The organism is Mesorhizobium sp. M1A.F.Ca.IN.020.06.1.1 (assembly GCF_004023265.1).
GTDB lineage: Bacteria > Pseudomonadota > Alphaproteobacteria > Rhizobiales > Rhizobiaceae > Mesorhizobium.
In genome coordinates, this window is sequence record NZ_RZSR01000887.1 from 1 (window position 1) to 2,502 (window position 2,502).

The window sequence follows — 2,502 nt, forward strand, 5'->3', positions numbered from 1 at the left end:
ACTACGTGTTCATCATGCATTGCAACACGGCGCCGTTCGACAACAACGACCTCAGGATGGCGCTGAAGCTGGCGATCAACCGCGAAGAGATGCTGAACAAGGTGCTGCGCGGCTACGGCTCGCTCGGCAACGACTTCCCGATCAACGCCTCCTACCCGCTGTTCACAGAGATCGAGCAGCGCAAATACGATCCCGACAAGGCCAAGTTCCACTACAAGAAGTCGGGTCACGACGGCGCCGTGCTGCTCAGGACGTCGGACGTCGCCTTCCCCGGCGCGGTCGATGCCGCGCAGCTCTATCAGCAGAGCGCGGCCAAGGCCGGCATCAAGCTGGAAATCAAGCGCGAGCCCGGCGACGGCTACTGGAACGAAGTCTGGAACAAGCAGCCCTTCTGCGCTTCCTATTGGGGCGGCCGCTCGACGCAGGACCAAATGTACTCGACCGCCTACCTGTCGAGCGCCGACTGGAACGACACGCGGTTCAAGCGGCCGGACTTCGACAAGATGGTGCTGGCGGCGCGCGCCGAGCTCGACGAGGCCAAGCGCAAGCAGATGTACCATGACATGGCTGTGATGGTGCGTGACGAGGGCGGCTTGATCCTGCCGATGTTCAACCAGTTCATCGACGCAACTGGTCCCAAGGTCGGTGGCTGGGTGGACGATCCGCATCAGGAGCTGATGAACGGCTACGCCTTGGCGAAGTGCTGGATGGAAGCCTAAGGTCCGGCCTTGCGGAGATGTCCTCACCCGTCGTGAAACTGGTGGCCCAGCGCGTTGCGCTGGGCATCCTCCTTCTGCTGGCCGTTTCGGTCCTGATCTTCGCCGGCACGCAGATCCTGCCCGGCGACGTCGCCCAAGCCATCCTCGGACAATCGGCGACGCCGGAGTCGCTCGCCAATCTGCGCGAACAGCTCGGGCTCAATCAGCCTGCCTATATCCGCTACTTCCACTGGCTGGGCGGCGTGCTCACCGGCGATCTCGGCACGGCGATGTCGAGCGGGCAGGACATCGCGACATCGATCAAGGAACGGCTGTGGAACACCTTGTTCCTGGCCTTCTGGGCGGCAATCGTGGCCATTCCGCTGGCGATCACGCTTGGCCTGATCGCGGTGCGCTACCGCAATGGCTGGGTCGACAAGATGATCTCCGGCGTGGCGCTCGCCTCGACCTCGTTCCCGGAATTCTTCATCGGCTACCTGCTGGTCTTCTACTTCGCGGTCGAGCATCAATGGTTCCCCGCCATCTCGACCGTCTATGACGGAATGTCGTTAGGCGAGCGATTGCAGGCGATCGCGCTGCCGGCGGCGGCGCTGACGCTGGTGGTGCTGGCCCACATGATGCGCATGACGCGAGCGGCCATCCTCAACGTCATGCAATCGGCCTATGTCGAGACGGCGGAGCTCAAGGGGCTCTCGGCTTTCGCGGTCATCCGCAAGCATGCCTTCCCGAACGCGATCGCACCGATCATCAATGTCGTCATGCTGAACCTCGCCTATCTCGTGGTCGGCGTCGTCGTGGTCGAGGTGATTTTCGTATATCCGGGCATGGGGCAATATCTCGTCGACCATGTCACCAAGCGTGACGTTCCCGTCGTCCAGGCGGTCGGCCTGATCTTTGCGGCCGTCTATATCGCCCTCAACATCATCGCGGACATTGCGGCGATCGTCGCCAATCCGCGGCTCAGGCATCCGAAGTAGGGGGCGCCGGTATGCTCGATATCAGACGCACTCCTGTCGCGGCGCTGATCGGCATTGTGCTGACGACGCTGTTCGTGCTGGCGGCGGTCTTGGCGCCATGGATCGCCCCGCACGGCAATGCCGAGATCGTCAGCGACGTCCCTTGGGAACCGATGTCATCGGTGCACCTGTTGGGCACCGACAATCTCGGCCGCGATCTCTTGTCCCGCATGATCTATGGCGCCCGCATCACGCTGTTCATCGCCGTGCTGGCCACCGCGCTGTCCTTTTCGCTCGGCGCCATTCTGGGCTTTTCGGCGGCGGTGTTCGGCGGCTGGTTCGACACGATGCTGTCGCGCCTCGTCGACCTGCTGATGTCCATCCCGACGCTGATCATGGGCCTGGTCGTCCTGTCGGTGCTGCCGTCCAACCTGGTGACGCTGATCCTGGTGATGGGCATCCTCGATTCGACCCGTGTCTACCGCTTGTCGCGCGCGGTGGCGGTCGACATCAACGTCATGGACTATGTCGAGGCCGCGAAACTGCGCGGCGAAGGCAGCGGCTGGATCATTTTCCGCGAGATTCTGCCGAACGCGCTGTCGCCCCTGGTCTCGGAACTCGGCCTGCGCTTCATCTATGCGGTGCTTTTCCTGTCGACGCTCTCCTTCCTCGGCCTCGGCGTGCAGCCGCCGGACGCCGACTGGGGCGGCATGGTGAAGGAGAACAAGGACGGCATCGTCTTCGGCATCCCGGCGGCGCTCATCCCGGCGGCGGCGATCGCAGCGCTGGCGATCTCGGTCAACCTTGTCGCCGACTGGGTGCTCAAC

Annotated in this window: 3 protein-coding genes; all 3 read left to right on the forward strand. The window is 63.3% G+C overall.

Annotated elements, in window-relative coordinates; genetic code table 11:
- Positions 1-719 (forward strand): ABC transporter substrate-binding protein (locus EOA60_RS28530; protein WP_245502632.1); only part of this gene is annotated, 719 nt, incomplete at its 5' end.
- 17 nt (positions 720-736) lie between these two features.
- The gene (locus EOA60_RS28535) at positions 737-1,696 is read left to right on the forward strand and encodes an ABC transporter permease (RefSeq protein WP_067324105.1); all 960 of its coding nucleotides are present in this window, start codon (positions 737-739) and stop codon (positions 1,694-1,696) included.
- Between the two features lie 11 nt (positions 1,697-1,707).
- On the forward strand, positions 1,708-2,502 hold a 795-nt coding region (locus EOA60_RS28540), incomplete at its 3' end, for an ABC transporter permease (protein WP_164899610.1).

Excerpts from the sequence above, each read along its gene's own strand:
- EOA60_RS28535 (WP_067324105.1), top strand. The coding sequence starts at position 737 with ATGTCCTCACCCGTCGTGAAACTGGTGGCCCAGCGCGTTGCGCTGGGC.